Source organism: Streptomyces hebeiensis (assembly GCF_052983195.1).
The window spans coordinates 4,688,403-4,710,835 of the sequence record NZ_CM129812.1 but is presented as its reverse complement, the minus strand read 5'-3'; the positions used below and the strand labels follow the sequence as shown (position 1 = coordinate 4,710,835).

17 protein-coding genes are annotated in these 22,433 nt (G+C 71.1%); 9 read left to right on the top strand and 8 right to left on the bottom strand.

Annotated elements, in window-relative coordinates; all coding sequences use genetic code 11:
* Positions 1 to 433 precede the first annotated feature (433 nt).
* The 3 genes from ACU6P3_RS20320 to mfd form a co-directional block, all read right to left on the bottom strand.
* Positions 434 to 1,237 carry an HNH endonuclease family protein gene (locus ACU6P3_RS20320; protein WP_344278267.1) on the bottom strand — a complete coding sequence of 268 codons (804 nt, stop codon included), beginning with the start codon at positions 1,235 to 1,237 and terminating at the stop codon, positions 434 to 436.
* A gap of 131 nt (positions 1,238 to 1,368) precedes the next feature.
* Positions 1,369 to 2,733 (bottom strand): mannose-binding protein, encoded by a 1,365-nt coding sequence (locus tag ACU6P3_RS20315; protein WP_447193531.1) that lies wholly within the window; start codon positions 2,731 to 2,733, stop codon positions 1,369 to 1,371.
* A 244-nt stretch (positions 2,734 to 2,977) separates the two neighbouring features.
* On the bottom strand, positions 2,978 to 6,529 hold the full coding sequence (gene mfd, locus ACU6P3_RS20310; protein ID WP_447193530.1) for a transcription-repair coupling factor: 3,552 nt from the start codon (positions 6,527 to 6,529) through the stop codon (positions 2,978 to 2,980).
* 295 nt (positions 6,530 to 6,824) lie between these two features.
* Between mfd and ACU6P3_RS20305 the strand changes: the two genes are divergently transcribed.
* Positions 6,825 to 7,271: a nitroreductase family deazaflavin-dependent oxidoreductase gene (locus ACU6P3_RS20305; protein ID WP_447193529.1), complete on the top strand. Its 447-nt coding sequence runs from the start codon at positions 6,825 to 6,827 to the stop codon at positions 7,269 to 7,271.
* Between the two features lie 81 nt (positions 7,272 to 7,352).
* Here ACU6P3_RS20305 and ACU6P3_RS20300 read toward each other — a convergent pair whose 3' ends face one another.
* Positions 7,353 to 7,742, bottom strand: coding sequence for a hypothetical protein (locus ACU6P3_RS20300; protein ID WP_447193528.1), 390 nt, complete (start codon positions 7,740 to 7,742; stop codon positions 7,353 to 7,355).
* Between the two features lie 218 nt (positions 7,743 to 7,960).
* Between ACU6P3_RS20300 and ACU6P3_RS20295 the strand changes: the two genes are divergently transcribed.
* Both ACU6P3_RS20295 and ACU6P3_RS20290 read left to right on the top strand, forming a co-directional pair.
* A complete protein-coding gene (locus ACU6P3_RS20295; protein ID WP_447193527.1) occupies positions 7,961 to 8,815 on the top strand; it encodes a helix-turn-helix domain-containing protein in 855 nt (284 codons plus the stop codon).
* 7 nt (positions 8,816 to 8,822) lie between these two features.
* Positions 8,823 to 9,053 carry a DUF397 domain-containing protein gene (locus ACU6P3_RS20290; protein ID WP_447193526.1) on the top strand — a complete coding sequence of 77 codons (231 nt, stop codon included), beginning with the start codon at positions 8,823 to 8,825 and terminating at the stop codon, positions 9,051 to 9,053.
* 82 nt (positions 9,054 to 9,135) lie between these two features.
* On the opposite strand, the gene ACU6P3_RS20285 is transcribed toward ACU6P3_RS20290, so the two are convergent.
* Positions 9,136 to 9,816, bottom strand: coding sequence for a class I SAM-dependent methyltransferase (locus tag ACU6P3_RS20285; protein WP_447193525.1), 681 nt, complete (start codon positions 9,814 to 9,816; stop codon positions 9,136 to 9,138).
* 579 nt (positions 9,817 to 10,395) lie between these two features.
* On the opposite strand from ACU6P3_RS20285, the gene ACU6P3_RS20280 reads away from it, so the two are divergent.
* From ACU6P3_RS20280 to ACU6P3_RS20265, 4 genes are all read left to right on the top strand, one after another.
* On the top strand, positions 10,396 to 10,863 hold the full coding sequence (locus ACU6P3_RS20280) for a hypothetical protein (protein ID WP_447193524.1): 468 nt from the start codon (positions 10,396 to 10,398) through the stop codon (positions 10,861 to 10,863).
* Positions 10,864 to 10,877: 14 nt separating this feature from the next.
* Entirely contained in the window at positions 10,878 to 13,172 is a 2,295-nt protein-coding gene (locus ACU6P3_RS20275) for a DUF6571 family protein (protein ID WP_447193523.1), read from the top strand.
* 188 nt (positions 13,173 to 13,360) lie between these two features.
* Positions 13,361 to 13,861 carry a hypothetical protein gene (locus ACU6P3_RS20270; RefSeq protein ID WP_447193522.1) on the top strand — a complete coding sequence of 167 codons (501 nt, stop codon included), beginning with the start codon at positions 13,361 to 13,363 and terminating at the stop codon, positions 13,859 to 13,861.
* A 201-nt stretch (positions 13,862 to 14,062) separates the two neighbouring features.
* Positions 14,063 to 15,910, top strand: coding sequence for an MFS transporter (locus ACU6P3_RS20265; protein WP_447197982.1), 1,848 nt, complete (start codon positions 14,063 to 14,065; stop codon positions 15,908 to 15,910).
* Between the two features lie 84 nt (positions 15,911 to 15,994).
* On the opposite strand, the gene ACU6P3_RS20260 is transcribed toward ACU6P3_RS20265, so the two are convergent.
* The 3 genes from ACU6P3_RS20260 to ACU6P3_RS20250 all read right to left on the bottom strand — a co-directional run bounded on the left by ACU6P3_RS20260 (position 15,995) and on the right by ACU6P3_RS20250 (position 20,898).
* Positions 15,995 to 16,888 (bottom strand): coiled-coil domain-containing protein, encoded by an 894-nt coding sequence (locus ACU6P3_RS20260; RefSeq protein ID WP_447193521.1) that lies wholly within the window; start codon positions 16,886 to 16,888, stop codon positions 15,995 to 15,997.
* Between the two features lie 252 nt (positions 16,889 to 17,140).
* Positions 17,141 to 19,915, bottom strand: coding sequence for an SUKH-4 family immunity protein (locus tag ACU6P3_RS20255; protein WP_447197981.1), 2,775 nt, complete (start codon positions 19,913 to 19,915; stop codon positions 17,141 to 17,143).
* A gap of 5 nt (positions 19,916 to 19,920) precedes the next feature.
* Positions 19,921 to 20,898 (bottom strand): SMI1/KNR4 family protein, encoded by a 978-nt coding sequence (locus ACU6P3_RS20250; protein ID WP_344278234.1) that lies wholly within the window; start codon positions 20,896 to 20,898, stop codon positions 19,921 to 19,923.
* 515 nt (positions 20,899 to 21,413) lie between these two features.
* Between ACU6P3_RS20250 and ACU6P3_RS20245 the strand changes: the two genes are divergently transcribed.
* Together ACU6P3_RS20245 and ACU6P3_RS20240 are read left to right on the top strand one after the other, a co-directional pair.
* On the top strand, positions 21,414 to 21,914 hold the full coding sequence (locus tag ACU6P3_RS20245; protein WP_030747792.1) for a YwqJ-related putative deaminase: 501 nt from the start codon (positions 21,414 to 21,416) through the stop codon (positions 21,912 to 21,914).
* A 3-nt stretch (positions 21,915 to 21,917) separates the two neighbouring features.
* Entirely contained in the window at positions 21,918 to 22,406 is a 489-nt protein-coding gene (locus ACU6P3_RS20240) for an SUKH-3 domain-containing protein (RefSeq protein ID WP_447193520.1), read from the top strand.
* Positions 22,407 to 22,433: the final 27 nt, after the last annotated feature.

Sequence of the window (22,433 nt, the reverse complement as noted above, 5' to 3'; positions counted from 1 at the left end):
CTTCCGGCTCCCCGGACGCTTCCGGTTCCTCGGCCTCTTCCGGCCTATGGGGAGACGGGCCGCAGGGCCGGAGCACCGGCAGCGGGTAGCCGGAGCCGGGGCCGGTGCCGTGCATGGCTGCTCCTGGAATGGACGGACACAGAGGTGGCGTGCGAATCCGAGGTTATACACCGCCACCGACAACGGGACCGGGTTGCACCGAACAGTTGTCCCCCGACGGACATCGTCTTGATCACGTCGCTCCCGCCGCGCGTTCCGACGGCCGCTCCCCGCACGTCTTCCGAGTCTTCGGCCGTGCTCGCCCCCGTCACAGGACGGCCATGAGCACGGCCGTCGGTCCGAGCGTGAGCAGCGCGCTCACCGGCCGGAACAGCCGCGGGCCACGTCCGTCAGGACGGGCCCGCGCCACCCGCCATCGGGCCCGGACGAGCGGTCAGCCGCCGCACTGCTCCAGCATGGTCGTCTTGTCCGGAGCCGTCACCGGCAGCTCGTACTTCAGCGCCACCTGCGCGAACCGCACCGCGTAGGAGCAGCGGATCTTCTTGTCGGGCGGCAGCCAGGACGCGGGACCCGAGTCCCGCTTGGCGTTGTTGGCCGGCCCGTCGACGGGGAGGAGGTTGAGGGGATCGTTGGCGATCTGCTTCCGCTTGGCCTCGTTCCAGTGCGCGGCGCCCATCTGCCAGTCGTACGACAGCGGCATCACATGGTCGATCTGCACCTCCGTCGCCTGCTCCTTGCGCCAGGCGATGTCCTTTCCGGTGTACGGGTCGTGCAGGTTCATCGACACGACCACGCAGTCGGAGCCGGACCGGAACCGCAGTTGCCGCCCGTCCCTGGCCAGCAGGTCGTTCCGGGTGTCGCAGCCGTTACGGGCGAGGGGCACGCCGTCCGCCGTGTCCAGCCAGGCGTGGCCGAACTCGTCCCGGTCATAACCGGTCTTGGGCCCTCGGCCCGCGGTGCGCACCTTTTCGATGAGCTCACGGCCGGCCTGCCGGTCCGCTTCCGAGGTGAGGGGCGCGAGGCCCGGCTTCGTACCGTCGGGGTTGGCGAGCGGGCTGACGCCCTGGCCGTTGCCCGCCGACGCCGACGCGGATGCGGTGGAGGAGGCGGAGGCCGACGCGGACGGCTTGGCGTCGGTGCCGGACCCGCCGCCGCAGCCGGTCAGGACCGCGGCGGACAGAACAAGTGCCCCGCCCCGGAGGGCGGTTCGCGATATGTGTGTTTCAAGTTTGCGCACATGCGCAACTCTACGACGAACGGTCGGGGCCGGGAACGAGTACGTCCCCGGCCCCGGCCGAAAACATGCACCTCAACGCGCGGCGGGCCGACGGGGGTTACGGCATGCGGTCACGTTCCGCCGACGCCGCGTCAGGTGGTCCACAGCGCCTTGTCACCCTCCATGATCGCCACCTTGCCGTCCTCCCGCAGGACCAGCTTCGCGCCCCCGTGGCCGTCGGTGCGGCTGGCCCATACGGCCCGGTCCTCACCGTTGTAGACGACGAGATTGCCGTCCGGCTGGAACTTGGTGTAGTGGTTCTGCCCGAAGAGCATGGAGGCCCAGAGCGCCTTCTTCTCCTTGTTGTAGACGACGAGGTTGCCGTCCTCCTGCTGCGTCATCGTGATCCGGTTCGTGCTCCAGGACTGGCCGACGGTGAGCACACTCGGCGCCGAGACGACGGTCCGGGTCCACTTGGGCTCGGCCGGTTCGGCGGGCTTCTCGGGCTTCTTCTCCTCCGCCGGCTTCTTGGGCTCGGCGGACGGGGAGGGCTTGTCCGACGGCTTCGGCGGGGGCGGCGCGGCCGGCACGGGCGGAGCCTCCCGCGTACGGGAGGGCTTGACGCTCGGCTTGGGCGGCGGTTCGGGGGTGTACTCCACCGGCCCGCCCGGCGCGTCGGCGTCCAGCACGGTGTCGGCGTCCTTCTCCATCACGCTCTGGGACGCCACCGGCCGCTTGTCGTCGTCCTTGTCGCCGCCTATGAGCAGGAACGGTACGGCTATGAGCACGGCCCCCACGATGGCCGCCGCGGCCAGCATCGGCTTCTGCGGCCGGCCGGACGGGGTCACGTCCTTGTCGGGGCGGTCGGGCGGCGAGCCGGCGTCCGCGGCCGTGGCGGCCACCGAGCCGCCGTGGCCGCCCGTGTCCGCCGCACCGCTCGGACCGCCCGCGCCATCCGCGTTGCCGGCCGGTGCCGCCGCTCCCGCGGACCTCGTCCTCGTACCCCGGAGCGCCGCCGCGCCGGTCTCCGTGGTCGCGTCGCCTTCCGCCGCCGCGGCCTTCGCCCCGCCCTTCCGGGTCCCGGCCTCGGTGTCGGCCTCGGCCCCGGGAACAGACCCTGCCCCGGTCCCGGCCCTCGCTCCGGACCCGGCCTCGGACCCGGCGTCGCGGGACGCCTGCGCGCCCTTGTCGTCCTTGCCGCCCTTCCGGGCCTTTCCGGCCGCCGCCCCGTCGGCACCCTTCGCGTTCGAGGCGCCCTCCGCGCCTTCGCCGCCTTCAGGGGCGGTGGTCCCCTCCCTCTCCTCCCTGGCGGTTTTCCCCGCTTTCTCCGCTCCGGCACGCGCCGGGCCCTCGCGCCCCGCGGTCGCGGGCGGCCCGGCCGCCGCGGACCGTCCGGGCTTCAGAGCGTCAGCAGGGGCCTCCGCGGCGCCCGACAGGGTGACCGCCACTCGCACACGGGGCGAGTCGGAAGCAGGATCGGGCCCCTTCCCGCCTTCCGGATTGCGCTGCACGACCATTCAGTTTTCCCCTTATGGCGAGAAGTCATTCCGGCAGGACCAAGGTCTACCGCAGAGTTGAAGACGCGGACAACTGGATCTCCGTTGCGAGGAGTTGGTCACCCGACATAGGACCCATCGGCGCCGGGAACCGCGCATTCCGCTGCCCACACCTGCGAAACCTCTGACGGCCGTCGGCCGCCGCACCCCGCGCACACCTCCCACCACGCCCTGCCGCGCCCCGCCGCGGAACCGCCGCCCCCGGCTACGACCCGAGGATCGTCGTCAGGAACTCCCCCGTCCACGCCAGCAGTTCGCGCCCCACCACCGGCTTCCCGCCGATCTTCCCGGCCGTCGGGCGCGGCACCAGGATCTGCCGCGCCGGTGCCTTGATCACCGTACGGGGGTACAGCCGCTTCAGCCGCAGCTCCTGCGACTCCCGCAGCTCCACCGGCGCGAAGCGGACGTTCGACCCCTGGAGCACGATCTCCCCCACCCCGCACGCCCGCGCGAGCATCCGCAGCCCCGCCACCAGCAGCAGGTTCTCCACCGGCTCCGGCAGCTTGCCGTAACGGTCGGTCAGCTCCTCGCGGACCGCCGCGATGTCCTCCTCCGTGGTCGCCGACGCGATGGCGCGGTACGCCTGGAGGCGCAGCCGCTCGCCCGGCGCGTAGTCGTGCGGGACGTGCGCGTCGACCGGCAGCTCGATCTTGACCTCCAGCGGCGGCTCCTCCTCCACGCCGCCCTCCAGGGACGCCCGGTAGTCGGCGACCGCCTCGCCCACCATCCGTACGTACAGGTCGAAGCCGACGCCCGCGATATGGCCCGACTGCTCCCCGCCGAGCAGGTTGCCCGCGCCCCGGATCTCCAGGTCCTTCATCGCCACGTACATGCCCGCGCCCATCTCCGTGTGCTGGGCGATCGTCGCGAGGCGTTCGTGCGCGGTCTCGGTGAGCGGCTTCTCCGGCGGGTACAGGAAGTACGCGTAGCCACGCTCCCGGCCCCGGCCGACCCGGCCGCGCAGCTGGTGCAGCTGCGAGAGGCCGAAGTTGTCGCCGCGCTCCACGATCAGCGTGTTGGCGTTGGAGATGTCGATGCCGGACTCCACGATCGTCGTGGAGACCAGCACGTCGAACTTCTTCTCCCAGAAGTCCACGACCACCTGCTCCAGCGCGCCCTCCGACATCTGGCCGTGCGCCGTCGCGATCCGCGCCTCGGGGACGATCTCGCGCAGCCGGGCGGCGGCGCGGTCGATCGACTCCACCCGGTTGTGGATGTAGAAGACCTGGCCCTCGCGCAGCAGCTCGCGCCGGATGGCCGCGCCGATCTGCTTCTGCTCGTACGGCCCGACGAAGGTCAGCACCGGGTGGCGCTCCTCCGGCGGGGTGGTGATGGTCGACATCTCGCGGATGCCGGTGACGGCCATCTCCAGCGTCCGGGGGATGGGGGTCGCCGACATGGTCAGGACGTCGACGTTGGCCCGGAGCTTCTTCAGCTGCTCCTTGTGCTCCACGCCGAAGCGCTGCTCCTCGTCCACGATGACCAGGCCGAGGTCCTTGAACCGCGTCTCGGAGGAGAACAGCCGGTGCGTGCCGATGACGATGTCGACCGCGCCCTCCGTGAGCCCCTGGAGGGTGGCCTTCGCCTCCGTCTCGCTCTGGAAGCGGGAGAGCGCCTTCACGGAGACGGGGAACTGCCCGTACCGCTCGGTGAACGTCCCGAAGTGCTGTTGCACCAGGAGCGTCGTGGGCACCAGGACCGCGACCTGCTTGCCGTCCTGGACCGCCTTGAACGCCGCCCGCACGGCGATCTCCGTCTTGCCGTACCCGACGTCACCACAGATCAGCCGGTCCATCGGGACCGTCTTCTCCATGTCCTCCTTGACCTCGGCGATGGTGGAGAGCTGGTCGGGCGTCTCCACGTACGGGAACGCGTCCTCCAGCTCCCGCTGCCAGGGCGTGTCCGGGCCGAAGGCGTGGCCGGGCGCCGCCATCCGCGCCGAGTAGAGCTTGATCAGGTCGGCGGCGATCTCCTTGACCGCCTTCTTGGCGCGCTGCTTGGTCTTCGTCCAGTCGGCGCCGCCGAGGCGGTGCAGGGTGGGGGCCTCGCCACCGACGTACTTGGTGACCTGTTCGAGCTGGTCGGTGGGGATGTAGAGCCGGTCGCCCGGCTGGCCGCGCTTGGCGGGCGCGTACTCGACCAGCAGATACTCGCGGGTCGCGCCCTGGACCGTGCGCTGCACCATCTCCACGTAGCGGCCCACGCCGTGCTGCTCGTGCACGATGTAGTCGCCCGCCTCCAGCGTGAGCGGGTCGATGGTCTTGCGGCGCTTGGCCGGCATCCGCGCGCCGTCCCGGCCCGCCGCCTTCTGGCCGGACAGGTCGGTCTCGGTCAGCACCGCCAGCTTGAGCTCCGGGGCCACGAAGCCGTGGTCGAGGGAGCCGCACGCCACCTGGACCACGGACGAGGTGAGCTCCGCCAGGCCGCCCGCCGTACGGGCGCCGGGGGTGTCGAGCCGGGCGGGGATGCCCTCGCCGCCGAGCACCTCGACCGTACGGGACGCCGTGCCGTGGCCCTCCGTGACGTACACCGTGCGCCAGCCGTCCGCCAGCCAGCCCTTGGTGTCGGCGAGGGCGCGCGCGGTGTCGCCCCGGTACGACTCCGGGGCGTGCATCCCCAGCGTGATGGCCTCGTCCCCCAGCTCCTCGTCCACGGCGAACGGGGAGACCGACCACCACATCATGCCCAGCTCGCGCGCCCGCTCCCGGACGTCGGCGATGCCCCAGAGGGAGGCCGCGCCGACGTCGATGGGCGCCTCGCCGCCGCCGGCTGTGGCCGCCCACGACGCCTGGAGGAACTCCTGGCTGGTCGCCACCAGGTCAGCCGCCCGCGTCCTGACCCGCTCCGGGTCGCAGACCAGCGCCATGGACCCGGCCGGCAGGACGTCCAGCAGCAGCTCCATGTCGTCCACCAGGACCGGCGCCAGGGACTCCATGCCCTCGACCGCGATGCCCTCGGCGATCTTGCCCAGCAGCTCGCCCAGCTCCGGGTGCGCCTCGGCGAGCGCGGCGGCCCGCTCGCGTACCTCGTCCGTCAGCAGCAGCTCCCGGCAGGGCGGCGCCCACAGGCCGTGCTCGGCGACCTCCAGCGAGCGCTGGTCCGCGACCTTGAAATAGCGGATCTCCTCGATGTCGTCGCCCCAGAACTCCACCCGCAGGGGGTGCTCCTCGGTGGGCGGGAAGACATCGAGGATGCCGCCGCGCACGGCGAACTCGCCACGCTTCTCGACCAGCTCGACCCGCGCGTACGCGGCTGCCGCCAGGGCCTCGGTCACCTCGTTCAGATCGGCGGTGGCGCCCGTGCGCAGCTCGACGGGGACCAGGTCGCCGAGCCCCTTGACCTGCGGCTGGAGCACGGAGCGTACGGGCGCGACCACGACGGAGACCGGCCCGGCCGCCGGATCGTCCGCCACCGGGTGCGCGAGCCGCCGCAGCACGGCCAGGCGCCGCCCCACGGTGTCGGAACGGGGCGAGAGCCGCTCGTGCGGCAGCGTCTCCCAGGACGGGAACTCCACCACGCCGTCCGGGTCCAGCAGCGACCGCAGCGCCGCCGCCAGGTCCTCCGCCTCCCGCCCGGTCGCGGTCACGGCCAGCACCGGCCGCCCGGCCTCACGCGCCAGCGCGGCCACCGCGAAGGGCCGGGCGGCGGGCGGCCCGACCAGATCGACATACGGCCGGCGCCCGTCGCGGGCGGCCTTCACCGCTTCGGCGAGCGCCGGGTCACGACTTACGGCGTCCAGCAGACCGTGCAGGCTCATGAAGGGTTTTCCGTCCGGATCCTGGGGCTTGGCAGTGACTGACAACGCGAGCGCCGACGAGTCGAGCGACGGACAACGCGAAGGGCCCGACACGTCACACGGGCCGGGGGTCTTCCAGACTACGACGCCCCAGTGACAACGCGGTCGGGAGCGGGGACGGGACGGCCGCCTCCGTGCCGTACGCGGGAACGCCGTACGCGGGAATGATCGCCCCGTACCGATCCTTGAGAAGCACACGGGGGAGGACCAGCGATGACCGGTACGGCGCGGGATTCCGACGATGGGATGGAACGGCATGCCTCTTGAGGGTGAGTACGAGCCGAGCTCGATGACGATGGCCCGGGAACAGGTCGAGCTGTACGAGAGCTCCGGCGGCACGGAGGGGACGACATTGAACGGCCTGCCCGTCATCGTCCTGACGACCCTGGGCGCGAAGAGCGGCAAGATCCGCAAGAGCCCGCTGATGCGGGTGGAGCACGAGGGCAGGTACGCGGTGGTCGCCTCGCTGGGCGGCGCCCCGAAGAATCCGGTCTGGTACCACAACATCGTGGCCGACCCCCGGGTGGAGCTCCAGGACGGCCCCGTGCGCCAGGACATGATCGCCCACGAGGCGACGGGCGAGGAGAAGGCCGTGTGGTGGGCGCGCGCGGTCGAGGCGTTCCCGCCGTACGCGGAGTACCAGGAGAAGACGGACCGCGAGATCCCCCTCTTCGTCCTGGAGCCGTCCCCGACCCCGCACTGACCGGGGGATTCTCCGTTCTGTGCGTCCCTCCTGTGCCCCGGGCCGCGCCCGGGGCACAGCGCCGCCCGACGCGGCTGCTGATCAGGCGGCCCGCGCGGGGGTACGGCGGTCCACGTCGGCCGCCATGAGCCAGACGAGCCGCGCCGAACAGCCCTCGGCCCGCCCGAAGTGCCGCAGAGCACCCTCCGCCGAGGCGAGACTCCACCGCCGCCCGCACCCGCCGTCGCCGACCTCGGCGCCGCTGACCTCGGCTTTCCCGTCCTGGTACGCGAGCCCCCACGCGGCGACGACGGCGTCCGCGTCCGCCGTACCGGCGCGGTACTCCACGACGACGGCGAACAGCCGGGGCGCGGTGTCACGCACGAGCTCGCGCACCTCGCGCTCGTACGCCTCCTGATCGAGCGGGTCGAACGCGTCGAACGGGTCGCGGTCGAACAGCTCCTGGGCAGGGTTCTGCGGCGATACGGTCATCGAAATCCCCTGTCGGAAGAAGCACACGCGCACGCCGGCGGGGGCCGGGCATGGCGGTGGAAGGGCGCCGTGGGGCGCGGGCCAGTGGATGTGGCGTGCTTCACACGGTAGCCAGGTGGGTAGTATCCAGTCCACCTCCACAACGGTTAGTAACACCCCATGTCACCCGTATAGATTCCAACCCGGCCGTGCGTACGAATCAGGAAAGAACGACAACGATGCCTCCGAGCAAGCTCCCACCCACGATCCGCCAGCGCCGCCTGGGCGCGGAGCTGCGCCGCTTGCGCGAACTCGCGCAGATGTCCGCGACGGAGGCGGGCCGCCTGCACGGCACGACCCAGTCGCGGATCAGCAACATCGAATCCGGCGGCTATCCGGTGAGCGCCGATCGAGTACGGGCCCTGGCGCGCATGTACGACTGCGCGGATCAGCCGCTCATCGACGCTCTCAGCGAGATGACGGGAGGCCGCACGCGCGGCTGGTGGGACGAGTACCGGGACATCCTCCCGCGAGACGCCCTGGATCTCGCCGAACTCGAACACCACGCAATCGCGATGCGTACCGCGTCAGTGATCCACCTGCCTGGGCTGCTGCAGACGAGGGCTCACGCCCAAGCCGTGATCGGTGACGCCGTTCCCGCGCTCGCGCCCTATGAGGTGGAACACCGAGTCTCGTACCGCATCAAGCGGCAAGCGGTGCTGCACGGGCAGGGCCCGGCGCCGTTGACGGCGATCATCCATGAGGCAGCCCTGCGTATGGGCTTCGGCGGACCGGACGTAGCCCGGGCGCAGTTGGAGCATCTCGTCTCCATGAGCGAGCTCGAACACATCACTGTTCTGGTGGTCCCGTTCGGCGCGGGCACCTTCCCCAGCTCGGGCCAGAACGTCTTCTACATGGCCGGCGCGGTCCGGGCCCTGGACACTGTCCAACTCGACACGGACCATGGCGCAGCGTTTCTCGACGCTCAACCGCAGTTGGTGAAGTACCGGACCGTTCTGGACCGCATGGAGCGCTGTAGCCTCAAGCCAACGGAGTCCCGCGACTTGATCCGTCGCATCGCGGCAGCAATCTGAGAAGGGAATGCCAGTGTCCGCCCTCAAGTGGCAGAAGTCTTCGTTCAGCGCTGAAGCCAATGGCTGCGTTCACATCGCCGCCGCCGACGACGGCACCATCAAGATCCACGAAAGCGACGACCCCGCCACCATCGTCACCACCACCCCCGAAAAACTCCGCGCCTTCATCCTCGGCGTCAAAGCAGGCGAGTTCGACCACTTCGCCGCTACGCCCGCGTCCGTGCCGGACACCGCCTGAGCGAGCGGCGCGGGACCGTACCCCGTCCCCCTGATCGTCCTCGTCCGCCCGCCCCGCCCGTCCGGCGTCCGGCACCACGGGCTCAGCGCCCCCGACGGACCTTCAGGACGTTGTCCCGCCGGGTGGCCGGCCGGCCTTCGGGGTCGGTCACGTCGCGAGTGACGAGTTCCTCCACCTCTACATGCCACCGCCCCGGTTCGAGGCCGAGGGAGTCGAGCACCTCGGCCGTGGTGGGGAAGTGGTAGTCGAAGGGCGGCTCGGCCTCCCACGACGGCCAGCCCGCGTGGCCGACGATCAGCAGCACCCCGCCCGGTGCCACGGCCCGCGCCGCCTGCCGGAGGATCGCGGTCCGCTCTCCGTCCTGTTCGACCGGCGAGTGCAGGTACTGGGCGGACACCAGGTCGAAGCTGCCCGCGGGGAAGCCCTGTGACAGGTCGTGCCGCTGGAAGTCGATCCGCTCGCCGAGGCCCTCCTCGTCCGCGCGGGCGGCGGCGCGGCGCAGTGCGGTCGCGGACGCGTCGGCGCCGGTGACCCGCCAGCCCCGCCGGGCCAGCCAGATGGCGTCGCCGCCCTCGGCGCACCCGAGGTCCAGCGCGGTTCCGGGGGTGAGGGCTTCGACTTCGCGTACCAGCAACTCGTTGGGCCTGCCGCTCCAGACGCTGTCCCGTTCCCCGTAGAAACCCTCCCAGTACTGCTGCGCGACGGTGTCGGTGGTGGCTTTCGCGGCGAGGGCGTCGGTGGCGGTGGTCGAGGTGTCCGTCATGATCGGCCTCCTTTGGTGTGTGTACGCGAAGCCTGCGGCGACCTCCCCCGGATCGAAAAGCCTTCTTGCCGGGTCGGCAAACTCGGCGCCCCCCCAGGAGCACCCCCAGCCGCGCGCGCCCAGCCCCACGACGACTCCCGGATCCGGACCAAACGGTCACGCCTCGTTGGGTGGCCACCGTCTTTTGCGTCCGGTGTTGCGATACGCGAGGCAACGGACCCGAGAGCTGTCGGCCACCGGGCACGAAACACCCGAAGCGACGGCCACCGCCTCCGCACTCCAAGGCCATCGCCCCGACCTCGTACACGCACCGACGACCGGAAACAGAACGGCGACGCAATACGGCCTCGATGGATGTTGGAGGACATCCACCGAGGCCGGAACACTCACCCTACCGCGCCGCCCCCAGGTACACACGGGCCCACCGAACAGCCCGGCGATCCCTCCGAAACCGGCACGAATTCCCTTACACGCCGCATCCTTTTCGACACGCGCCGTAACCACCCGCTTGCTTTTCCCTCCCCCAACTCCCCTACGGTTGACAAAAATTGAGGAGAGAATTCCGGAAGGGCGAGGCCGGTGGTGTGGGACGAGTGGGAACAGGCGAAGGCCGGCGGAGGCGGGGGCGGTCCGGCGGGGACGCGGCTGAACCAACTGGCCTCGAACCGGAGCGGTGGCAACAGCGGCAGCGGCGGCGGGCAGCGCGACCTCATCGTCCATGACGACGAGTTGGGCAAGCTCGGCGACATGGCGCGCACGCTGCGCGAACAGATGGCGAACGACGGCGACCACGCGCGCGTGGCGACGTTCGACGCGTCGACCGAGTTGTTCAACGACGGTCTGGACATGGGGGCCGGGCTGCTCGAACTGCACAACGCCTGGAACACCAAGCTGGCCACCCTCAAAGAGGCGTGCGCCCACATTTCCAACCATCTCGATTATTCACGCTCCAGCCACGCGAAACAGGAGCAGAAGATCGTGACGGACATGAGGGACGCGGACGGCAACACGATGACGGTGTCGCGTATCTACGACCAGATCAGGTAGCGGAGGACTTCGCATTGGTCTCCTATCAGGAGTTGCGGGATCTGCGTCTCGGCAAACTCGATACGGCGGTCACGGAGTGGCAGGAGATGGTCCGCAAACTCGTGACGCTCGCCGAAGGAGGCGACGGCGGCGTCAGTGCGGCCGATCTGGAGCGCAAGGCGAACGCGGCGGACTGGAAGGGAGACAACGCCACCGTCACCAAGGCGTTCACCACCACGACGGCCCGGCAGTTCGGCGACATGCTCACCGAGGCCCGCAGTGTCCACACGATCCTCGACGACGCACACAGCGCGCTGAAGAAGCACAAGGACGACCTGACGGCCGCGGTCGACAAATGGGCCAGGAAGAACGTTCATGTCAACGCGAAGGGCACCGTGGTCTCCGCTGTTCCGCTGGGCGTCAGGGACGGCGACTCGACGCTGACGGCCGGGACCGAGCCGCCGTCCCAGGAAGACATCGACACGGCGGCGGCGGAAATCGCCACGATCCTGGAGGCCGCCGCCGAGACCGACCGCATCGCCGCGCGCGCCCTGCGTACGCATGCCCGGAGCGCATACGACTTCGACGAGACCGGTTTCACCAGTCTCCAGGACGCCGACCGCAAGCAGGGCATCGAGGACGCCGACCTCGCGGTGCGTCTGGCCTCGGCCGACCACCCGCTGCCCGACGCCGAGTTGCGGCGCTTCAACGAACTGGCCGCGCGCCAGCGCGACAACCCGGCCTTCGCCGAGCGCTTCGCCACGAAGATGGGCCCGGAGGGCACCCTCCAGTTCTGGCGCGACCACATCGCCCCGGGCATCGGTGGACCGCCGACCGACGACAGGGAGAAACTGCTCGCCCGGACCAGGGACAACCTGGGCCTCACCCTCGCCACCGCGTCCCACCTGGATTCCCCCGCCATGAGGGAATGGAAGAACGGCATCATCGCGGCAGGCGACGACCGGTTCACCAACCCGAACACGACACAGTCCTTCTACGGCTACCAGCTCACGAGCAACCTCATGACGAAGGGGAAGTGGGACACCGGCTTCCTCAACTCCTACGGCACGAGCCTCATCGACTTCGAACGCGGCCACGCGAGGCCCGGCGCCCCCCAGCTCTGGAACGAACCCTCATACCTCATTGACTCCAGCTACCCATCAGGCTCCCCGAAACCGGCATTCGACCCGGTCACCGGCTTCCTGGAGGCCCTTGGCCACAACCCCGGGGCATCACTGGAGTTCTTCAACGGCTCCAGCGGCAAAGGCGCGAACGACGGCCTCGACACGCTGGGCAACTGGGACTACCTGGTCGACAAGGACAACAAGGAAGCCCGCGACTGGCCGGTCGACGCGGACGGCAAGACAGCCGGCTACGCGCACCTCGGACACGCCCTGGAATCCGCGACACTGGGCTACCCGTACGACACGGAGACCCCGGGCATCCCGCCGCTTGACACCGAGGCCCAACGAACAGCCCGCGACGACCGGACCGCACTGATGGAAAAGGTGGTCGCCCACTACAAGACGGCCGACACCATCGACGCCCAGGACGGAATCCGCGACAGCCTGGCCAACATGGCCGCCGGCCACATCGACAGCCTCAACTACTCCGCGGCGAATTTCGGGGCCGGCGGAGATGCTTCGGGCAGAGCAGAACGCTTTGGTGCCGAGGAGAACCGTCTTCGCGACTTCGGGTCGATGGATACGACGCGCTTCCTGAGAAGGAAGGCTTCCGAGGAAAACGCGTACAACACCGTTTCCACGGCGCAACAGGTCTACGGCGCCAGCGTCATGACAACGCAGGGGGACGACTTGGAGGATGCGAAACGTGTAGGCCTGCACAGCGTCAAAATGCACGGGATGCTGGATGAAGCGCGATTTGAGGGGATCGGCAAGGAGTTCGGCGACGAGAAGGAGGAACGGAACAGGGAACTCGCGAAGCAGGGAGAGTGGCGCAACTTTGCCGCCGGAGCCGTGATCGGCACCACTGTGGGCATTGGCGCCGCAGCGATCGTACCCACTGGCGCAGCTGCGGCCATCGCCGTACCTCTTGCCTTCGACACGGTCGGCGGCGCCGCTGAGACCTATGTCGGCAACCAGACTCTGGACTGGCTCAAGGAGCGCGAGTTCGACAACATCGACGAGTCAGTGCAAGGAATTGAGCTTGCCAGACAGACTGGACAGAACAACGCGATGACTCCACTGCTCAACTACGCACAAGCACACGGCATGTCCACCGACGACATATGGGACCTGTCCAGTGCAGCAGAGCACGAGTACGTGGCAGGAACGCGGCGTACCGACACGGAAAACTCCAGGGGATGGTGACTGTGAGAAGAGTCCTGACCCTCACCGCTCTCCTGTCTTTCCTGTTGGGTGCAAGCGCATGCACGAATAAAGCCCCTCATGACAGCAGCAGCACCCCGAGCCCTGATCACTCCGCATGTAAAGAGGCGGTGGGCGACGCCGGCCTGAAGTGGATCGAAGACCGAACAGGTGGCCCAGGGAAAGCACACATGAAGAGCGATGACAGCCCGGAGAAGGCTCGGTCTCTGTTCCAGGAGAAGGCAAAGAGCTGGGCCCCTCAGGACGATGCCCCCCTTTCCTTTCCATCAGCCGTGGTATGCAAGGCGAGGACCGACGTCACCGACGCCTCGCGGGAGCTCTCCCTGAGGTACGGACCGTCCACCATCTTCGAGTTCCCATTCGACAAAGACCCGACAGAAGGCGAAAGAAGGAATATTTCCATAGCCCCGGACGTCGCCATGACCTACAAGGCGACCACTTACGAGCCTGTTCGCTATCGCATCTACGTGCGGTGCAAAGCACCCGGGGCAGCTTCTGGGCAGGAGGACAAGGTTCCGTTCACGGGCGAGTTGGTCGACACACTCACAGGCGAACCCAACGCCCGCGCCCACCTCACGTACCTCCTTCAGTCCGCCCGACTGATGACAGAGACGTTGGGCTGCGAGAACACACCTGAGGTCCCGAACGAGCTGCCCGCGTCCGTGACGTGACGGGCACTCGCCCGGCCCGCCACGGGTGGGCGGGGCATTGCGCGCATGGGTGCCCGCCGGGCCGGACGGGCGTTGTTCGCGGTCTCCCGTCGCGCAGACGTGGGTGAGAAGGTGTCACCGACGGTAGATGCATAGGGAAGGGATCCCGTGAGCAGCGCCGACGGCAGTCCCGAGGACACCGGACAGACGGAAACGGAAGCGATACCCGAGGCCCCGGCCGGCTCCCCCGGGGCTCCCGGGGCCCCTGGGTCTCCCAGGTCTCCCGGCGTCGGGCCGGCAGGTGGCCGTGGACGCAACGCCTACGCGGCTCATGCGGGCCGCCCGGACGCGCAGGCAGGCCGGCCGCGCGGGCAGAAGCGCGGGCCCGTCGTCGCCGGTCTGATGCTCGGCACGGCGCTCGCCGCGCTCGACGGCACCATCGTGTCCACGGCCGTCCCGCAGATCGTCGGCGACCTCGGCGGGTTCGCCGTCTTCTCCTGGTTGTTCTCCGGCTATCTGCTGGCCGTGACCGTCACACTGCCGGTGTACGGGAAGCTCTCCGACACCTTCGGCCGCAAACCCGTCCTGATCGCCGGCATCGTGATCTTCCTCATCGGCTCGCTCCTCTGCGCGACCGCCTGGAACATGGCCTCCCTGATCGCCTTCCGCGTCCTCCAGGGCCTCGGCGGCGGTGCGTTGCAAGGCACGGTGCAGGTCATCGCGGCCGACCTCTATCCCCTCGCCCAACGCCCCAAAATCCAGGCCAAGTTGTCCACGGTCTGGGCGACCTCGTCGGTGGCGGGGCCGGCGCTCGGCGGGCTGCTCGCCGGGTACGCGGACTGGCGGTGGATCTTCCTGATCAACCTGCCGGTGGGCGCGCTGGCGCTGTGGCTGGTGGTCCGGTACCTGTACGAGCCCGGACGTACGACAGCGACGGCTCGGGCGCACGAAGCCCCGCCCCAGGTACCGGAACCCGCGCCCCGACCCCGTGTCGACTGGGCCGGCGCGCTCGCCGTCTTCGCCACCGGCGCCCTCCTCCTGGCCGCGCTGGTCCAGGGCGGCGTCGCCTGGCCCTGGCTCTCCGCGCCCTCCCTCGCCCTCCTCGGCGCGAGCGCCGTCCTCGCCGTTGTCACCGTCGTCATCGAGCGCCGTGCGGCGGAGCCGATCATTCCGGGCTGGGTCTGGCGGCGCCGCACGATCGCCGCCGTCAACCTCGCGCTCGGGGCCCTCGGCCTGCTGATGATCGCGCCCACCGTCTTCCTGCCGACGTACGCCCAGTCCGTGCTCGGCCTCGGCCCCATAGCGGCCGGGTTCGTCCTCTCCGCCATGACCCTGAGCTGGCCGGTCAGCGCCGCGTTCGCCAACCGCGTCTACAACCGCATCGGTTTCCGCAGGACCGCCATCACCGGCATGTCCCTCGCCCTGCTCGTCCTGCTCGCCTTCCCCCTGCTCCCCTATCCCGGCAGCCCCTGGCACCCCGCGCTGATCATGCTGCTGCTCGGCGCCGCGCTCGGGCTGTTCCAACTGCCCCTGATCATCGGCGTCCAGGCGAGCGTCGGCTGGTCGGAACGCGGTACGGCCACCGCGTCCATACTCTTCTACCGCCAGGTGGGCCAGAGCGTGGGCGCCGCGCTCTTCGGCGCCGTCGCCAACGGCGTGCTCGCAGCCCGCCTCGCCCACGCACCCGATCCGGACCTGCCGGACGATCTGGACTCGGTCTCCCACGCCCTGGAGAATCCGGCCGCCCTCACCGCCGACGCGGCGGACTACCTGCGCCGCGCGGTGGACACGGCGGTGGACCACGTCTACGTCGGCGCGGCGTGCGCGGCGGCCGTGGCCGTCCTGGTGCTCGTCTTCGTAGCCCCACGCCGCTTCCCGGTCATCCCGGACGACACAGAGGAAACTGGCACCACGGAGGCCATGGGGTCCACGGACACCACAGCGGCCATGGACTCCACAGGTGAAACAGGTGGCACGGGCTCCACGGGTGACACGGGTGACACGGGCGTCGTGCAGCACCGTCGACAGCGAGAACGTCGTGGACAGCACGGACGCCCCGAGCAGCCCTGAGCGACCGGGCACGGCCTAGTGCCGCGACAGGCACCAGCCTGCCGGCCCCCGCGCCACAGAGTCCGGTCGGCCGACCGCGGCGAATCAGTTCTCCGCCGGTGCCCGTCCGCCCGTCAGAGCCGACAGGCTCTGCTGCACCCGCGCCATGTGCGCCCGCACCTCGTCCCGCGTCCGCGCGTGCTCCGCCAGCAGCCGTTCGGTCTCCCGGGCGATGCCCTCCGCCCGGGCCCGCGCCTGCGCCAGCAGTTCGGCCGCCCGCTCCTGGGACTCCTCCTGTACGCGCCGCGCCTGCTCACGCGCCTCGGAGAAGAGCCGCTGGGCGTCCACGAGCGCGCTCTCCGCGTACGTCTCCCGTTCGGCGTTCGCGGCCTGCACCCCCTGCTTGCGGTCGGCGAACTCGCGGTCCTGGGCGGCCAGCCGTTCGGCCCGGTCACGCTCCAGTTCGTCGATCACCGCCTGCGTACGTAGCCGCACCTCCTCGACCGAAGCGAGCACCTCGCCGCGCTGTTCCTCGATACCGCGCACGGCCTCCGCCCGCTCCGCCTCGGCCGACTCCCGCGCGGCGGCCAGCACCCGCCCGGCGCACGCCTCGGCCTCCGCCCGTACGGCATCGGCCTGTTCGCCTGCCGCCTCGGTGACCCGCCGCCCGGCCGCCTCGCCCGCGGCAAGCAGCGCCCGGCACTCCTCGCGGGTCCTCGCCCGCAGTGCCGCCTCCTCCTCCACCGCCGCGGCCAATACGCGCTGGGCGCCGGGTCCCAGGCTCTCGTAGGTCTGCGGTACGAGCGCCGCCACCCGCGCCCGGAGCACCTCGGCCTCTCCCTCCATGTCCCGGGCGAGCACGGTGAGTCGCGCCGCGCGCTCCCACAACTCGTCGCGCTGGCGGCAGAGCACGGACACACGCAGATCGACCTGTTCGGGGCGGTAGCCCCGGCCCTTTACGGAGACGAAGCCATGAACCGACAGCGGTGCAGTACCCATCTTTGACGCCTCTCTCCGACACGAACGACAGATGACATATGCCTTAATCCTGTCGAATCAGAGCAAAGCGATCACAATGCGACACTCCGGCATGCCGTTACGATCAAAGATGCGACAAAAGCCGTCACCCGAGCCGGTCATGAAAAGAGGCGCCCTCCGCGGATCACGAAGGGCGCCTCAGATCATCCAGTCATATGAACTGGCCGCACCAGGGCGGACATGAACAGTCAGGCAGCCAGAGCCGACGGGCCGTCAGAGCAGTCCGTCCCACATCTGCTCCAACAGCACCGACCACCAACTCTCCGGCGACGACAGCGCCGCCGGATCCAGCGCCGCGAGCTGCGCCTGGAAGTCCACCGTCCAGCGGCCCGCCTGCTCGGGATTGAGCCCAAACCTCAGCCGCCACATGCGCCCCAGCAACGCCAGCGACCGCGTGAACTCCGGCAGTCCGGTGTTGACGAACTGCGGCGGCACCGACTGCCCGCCAGGGCCCGCCTCCACCGGGACGGCCATGATGTGCGCCGTACCGTACTGAACACACAGCGCACGGCCGAAGTCGCTGCCCAGCACCAAGTACGAACCGGCGTCGGCCGCCGGCTGCACCTGCCGCTGCGCCGCCAGTTCGGCCAGCGTCGGCACCACCGGCTGCGCGGGCTGCGCCCAGAAGAACGGCCCGAAGTCCGCCGGCAGCCCCGCCCACACGAGCGTGCGCGCCACGACCTCCGGCACGCCCTGCCGGGACACCGCCCGCTGGTCGAACCGGCACAGGGCCTGCGGCCCGAACGCCGCCACCAGCTCCTGCGCCATCCCCTCGGGAGGCACCGGCGGCGCCGGCGCCATCTGCGGCAACGGCGCCCGCACCGGCGCGGGCCGGGCGGGGCCGTCCGCCACCTGGTGCAACTCGCCCTGGTGGGTGAGCAGATGACGCATGCCCTGCTGCCTGCTGGCGTGGTCCTGACCGTAAGGGGCGACACTCGTGATCCGCACCTGCGGCCACGTCTCCCGGATCATCCGCGCGCAGTAACCACCGGGCAGCTCGCACGACTCCAGCTCGGTGTGCAGTTCGAGCACCTGCTGCGGCGGCACGTTCATGGCGCGCAGCTCATGCAGGATCTGCCACTCGGGGTGCGGGGTCCCGGGCGCGGAGCGCCGGATGAGCTGCGCCTCCGAGCCGTCGGGCGCGCGGTAGCGCAGCACGGCCTGGTAGCCGGGGCCGACGGTCGGCAGACCGGACTGCGGCCCCGGATAGCCGTACGCCTGGGGCGGCGGCTGCTGCGGCGCGTGCGGCTGAGCGGGCGGAGGAGGCCCCGGCGGTACGGGTCCGGGGGCGCCCGGCGGCATACCCGGAGGCGGACCGGGCGGACCCGGAGGGCCGGGCGGACCCGGCGGATTGGGCGGACCGGGCGGCCCCGGAGGCTGAGCCGTCGGCGGCTGCGGACCGACCTGGCCGGGCCCGGCCAGCATGGTCGCGGCCTGGTGCACCCCGCCCGGAGGCATACCACCAGGAGGACCGGGCGGACCGGGAGGCTGCGGCGCACCGGGCGGGCCAGGAGGACCGGGAGGCCGAGGCGCGCCGGGCGGGCCCGGGGGCTGCGGAGGCCGCGACGGCCGGCCCCCCATGCTCGGGTCGGCGAGCATCGTCGCCGCGTGGTGCACTCCCCCCGGAGGCGTACCGGCACTCGGCTGCGGCGGCCCGGGCGGACCGGGCGGAGTTGAAGGCTGCGGAGGACCGGGCGGCCCGGGCGGGCGCGGCCCGTCCTGGTCGAGCTGGGGCGCCAGTTGCGTGGGCAGGTAGCCACCCGCCGGAGCCCCCGAAGCCCCCGGAGCCCCCGGGCTCGACGCCGGAGGGCCCGGGGGACCGGGAGGCGGCGGAGGCGCGAGTCCGGCACCGTGCGAACCGGGCGAGCCCTGCGAACCGGATGAGCCGTGCGGCGATACGGGCGACTTGTCCGTCTCGGCATCGGCTATCGCCGCGGCCGGGCCCGTACCGACGCCTGAAGAAGAAGCGGAGCCGGCACCGGAAGCGGAGCCGGCACCCGCTCCGGAACCCGTCCCCGCGCCGGTCCCCGACCCCGCGCCCTGCTCGTCCAGCGCGGGCGAGACCGTCGTCCGCGGCAACTGACTGCCGCCGGACATCAGCGCGGTCGGCGCGTCGGCGCTGACCGCGGGCGGCGGCGTGTCGTCGTCCGTGCCGGAGATCGGCGGCGCGAACACCGTCATCGGCAGGGGTACGGAGCCGTCCTGCGCCGAGCCGGACGACGCGTTCGTATCGGTCCCGGCCCATGGCGTCGCCCCGGCCGGATCAGCGGCACCCCCGGCGACGCCGCTGCCGCCGCCGACGCCGCTGCCCATGCTGTCGCCACCGCTGCTGTCACCGCCACCGGCCGGTTCCGGCCAGGCGGGGGCAGCACCGGACGTCGAGGCCGAACCACCCCGCGACGCTCCGCCGGCCGCTCCGCCGGCCGCACCGCCGGCCCCGCCCGCGCTCGCACCCGTACCCGAGCCGTGACCACCGGAAGGCGCGCCACCCGGAGACGAACTCCCCAGGGAGGCCCCCGCCGGCGAACCGGCCGACGAGCCTTCCGAATCCGAAGGCGATCCCGCCGAGGATCCCGCCGACGCGTCGGCCGATGTCCTCCGATCCGGAATACCCATCTTGTCCGCCGCGTCCTGCAACCACTCCGGCGGCGTCAGCAGGAACGACGTCTGGTTCAGGTCGACGCGCTGCGGCGTCTCCGGCGCGGCAGGCTGCGCCGGCACCGCCGGCGTCCCGTACTCCTCCTCGTACCGCCGGATCACCTCACCCACCGGCAGCCCCGGCCACAGCGTGGCCTCACCGCTGTCCCGGGCGATCACCAGCCGCTGCCGGCCTCCGTCCGACGACGTCGGACCGCCCTCGCGGTCCTCCGCCCACACCACGAAGCCCAGCTCGAACTCCCGCACCCGCACCTCACGCTGCTGGTAGCCGGGCAGATCGCCGTTCACCCACTCTTCCGCGCGCTCCTGCGCCTGCGCGAAGGTCACCATCGCGCTCACCCCTCCACCGGGACGACGCGCGCGAAGCCGCCGTCCACCATCAGGTTCGCCACGGTCTCCAGCTCCGGCGGACTGCCCGCCAGCCGCAGCAGGAACGCGTCGAAGTCGTCACCGCACGGCAGCAGCAACCGCTCCACGCGCTCCCGCACGCTCCAGCCGTCCCGGTCCCCGGCGTCGTCGTACGCGCAGAACCAGACCGAACCGACCCGCTCACCCTTGACCTTGACCGCCAGGATGCCGCCCTGGACGAACGCGACACCCAGAAAGTCCTTGGTCAGGTGGTCGCGCAGACACTTGTTGACGTACACCAGGTCATTGACCGCGGCCTCGTCCCGCACGGTGAAGAACGGCTGGTCCACCAACAGCCCCAGCTCGGGATCCAGCGCCGCGCCCACCGGCGCGCAGCCGCCCGCCGCCTTCAAGAAGGAACGGTACGCCCCCGGCAGCCGGTAACCCAGGTCCTCCTCCACACCCAGCACCTGCTGCTCCGTGACCGCCACCGATCCCTTCGGCAGCCGCACGTGCACGGGCCGGGTCTCCTGGAGCGGACGCGTACCCCGCTTGCCGTGGTCCACCTGCGCCGTGGCCAGACCGCCATGGTGCCGCAGCAACGCCTTCACCTCCGCCGGCACCAGCATCAGCCGACGGGAGACCGGCACGTGGTGCCAGGTCCAGCCATGCGGAGTGGCCACCGCGGGAATCGTGTCCCACAGCTCATGGCCGGTCGCGTGCAGCGCGGCGTTGGCCGACACGTAATCCGTGAGCCGCAGCTCGTCCACGCCGAAGCCCTCCGGGGGGTCGGCGATCTCCACGGCGGCACGCGCGTACGGCGAGAAGTCCGGGTAGCCGTTGTCGTCCACGCGCACACCTCTGGGGTGGCGGGCGGCCCGGACCGGGTCCGGGAAGTTCACGACCTGCCCGGCATAGGCCGCGTTCGGTGGCGCGGCTTGCTGCCCGAGCCGACCTGTCGTCATGGCGTTTGCCCCCTGCTGCTTCCGGCTGGTTCCACAGCCCTGGTTCAGCACAGCCTATGCGGTGGGGCAAGAGGGGATCGGAGGCTCCTCCCCGGCAGCCGCCGCACGCTCCCCACCACGGCTCGTGCCCTCGTACGCTCCCCCGCCACGACCCACGCCGTCACACGTTCCCCGCCACGACTCGCGCCACCACACGCTCCCCCGCCCGCGGGGCGACCGGCCCGGCCGGTGCGGCCCGGGCCGCACCGGCGGCCCCGTGTGCCCCGGCGGCCCCGGCCACGCGCGCCTCCGCGTCAGCACAGACGTCGCCCTGCCGTGACCAACGGTCACGTACGAGTGACCCAGCGCCGACACCACCCGCACATCACCGCCCCAGCTTCCCCACAGCCCGTCACATTTGGCAGGCTGTCACCCCCAACACGGGAGCACGGGGGCGTGTACACCTGGCACATTTCTGACGCGACGACGCCGACCAGCGGCTGAGCACAGCCGGTACGGGGAGGGGAGCAAGCACCTTGCACGCAGCACCGACGGACACCACCGGCGACCCACGCCTGAGCTGGAGCGCCCCCGACACCCACCGTGCGCCGACCCTCCTGCACCGCCGCGACGGCATCCTGCCCGCCGTCGCGGCGGCACTCTCCGTGCGCGGCGAGACCCTCACCTCCACCGCGGGCAAAGGCGACCGGCCGCCCGCCCTCCACCCCCTCGTACAGGATTTCCTCGACACCCTCACCAGCGGCCAGCGCGAACGGTTCACCGGCCGCTGCCCCGAAGCGATCCTGCTCTCCCGCCACCTCACCGCCGCCGACGCCGTCCGCTCCAAACGGGCCAGACGAAAACCCATGACGCACGGCGAGGCACGCCGTGCCCTCAAACAGGCGAAACTGACCGCCCGCCGCATCCGCGAGGACGGCGATCCGCTGCACGGCAGCTATGCCCCGCCCTGCCGCTCCTGCACCGCGCTGCTCGCCCATTTCGGCGTACGCTCCGTCGACCCCACCCAGAACGGCTGAGCGATGCCCGACCTCAACACCACCCGTTTCCCCGTCCCCGTCGACGCCGCACTCCGCGAGGCGGGCTGGCAGCCGGGGCGCTGGGTCATACACCAGGCGGAGGAGTGGGCCGACACGCTCCGCGCACACACCACCCCCGCCGGACACCGGCTGACCGTCCTCCCCGCCGCCGTCGAGGCATGGGCCGAATTCGGCGGCCTGCGCGTCACCGCCAAGGGCCCGGGCCGCCAGATCGCCCCGGCCACCGTACGGATCGACCCGACCGCCGGCCTCCACCTCGCCCGTACGCTCGCCGACCTCGGCCGGTCCCTGGACACGGAGCTCAGCCCGCTCGGCGAGGAAGGCGACGGCCAGGCGGTCCTCGCCATCGACACCGAAGGACGCGTCTACAGCATCGACCACACCGGCGACTGGTACCTCGGAGCGACCTTCGACCAGGCACTGGGCACCCTACTGACGGGCATGGAACCGGAACGGCTGACACACGCCTGACGCCCAGCGCCGGGCTGCGGCACCGAG